Below are 771 nucleotides of genomic sequence, written 5' to 3' on the forward strand. Positions count from 1 at the left end.
GTTGGTTTGGATAATCCATTAACCAATGGTGAAACTGTTGATGTGACTGCGAAAGATGAAGCAGGCAACGTTTCAGACAAAACTGAAGTGACTGCACAAGATACAACAGCACCAGATGCACCAACTGCAGTATTTGATAACAATGGTTCAGAAATAAGTGGTACTACTGAGCCAAATGCAACAGTGAAAGTAAAAGATCCAGTGAGTGGGGTTATTTTAGGTGAAGCAGTTGCAGACGAAAATGGTAACTATACGATTCAACTAGAAATACCATTGCAAAATGGTGAAGAAGTTGATGTCACTGCTACTGATGCAAAAGGTAATGAATCAGTAGCGACAGATTTGGTTGCTCCAATTATTGATGATTCGGACAGCGATAGCGACTCTGACAGTGACTCGGATTCGGACAGCGATAGCGACTCTGACAGCGATTCAGATTCAGACAGCGATAGCGATTCAGACAGCGATAGCGACTCTGATAGTGACTCGGATTCAGACAGCGATAGCGACTCAGACAGTGATTCGGATTCTGACAGCGACTCGGACTCAGACAGCGATTCAGACTCAGACAGTGATTCGGATTCTGACAGCGATAGCGATTCTGATTCAGACAGTGACTCGGATTCTGACAGCGATTCGGACTCTGACAGTGATAGCGACTCAGACAGTGATTCGGATTCGGATAGCGATAGCAACTCAGACAGTGATTCGGATTCTGACAGCGATAGCGATTCTGATTCAGACAGTGACTCGGATTCTGACAGCGATTCG

Annotated in this window: 1 protein-coding gene; it reads left to right on the forward strand. The window is 45.1% G+C overall.

All coding sequences use genetic code 11. The features are described from left to right. The coding region (locus tag HX129_RS17715; protein WP_286436400.1) for an Ig-like domain-containing protein at positions 1-771 on the forward strand (771 nt) is incomplete at both ends.

The sequence above is a fragment of the Acinetobacter sp. 251-1 genome (assembly GCF_030329305.1).
GTDB lineage: Bacteria > Pseudomonadota > Gammaproteobacteria > Pseudomonadales > Moraxellaceae > Acinetobacter > Acinetobacter piscicola_A.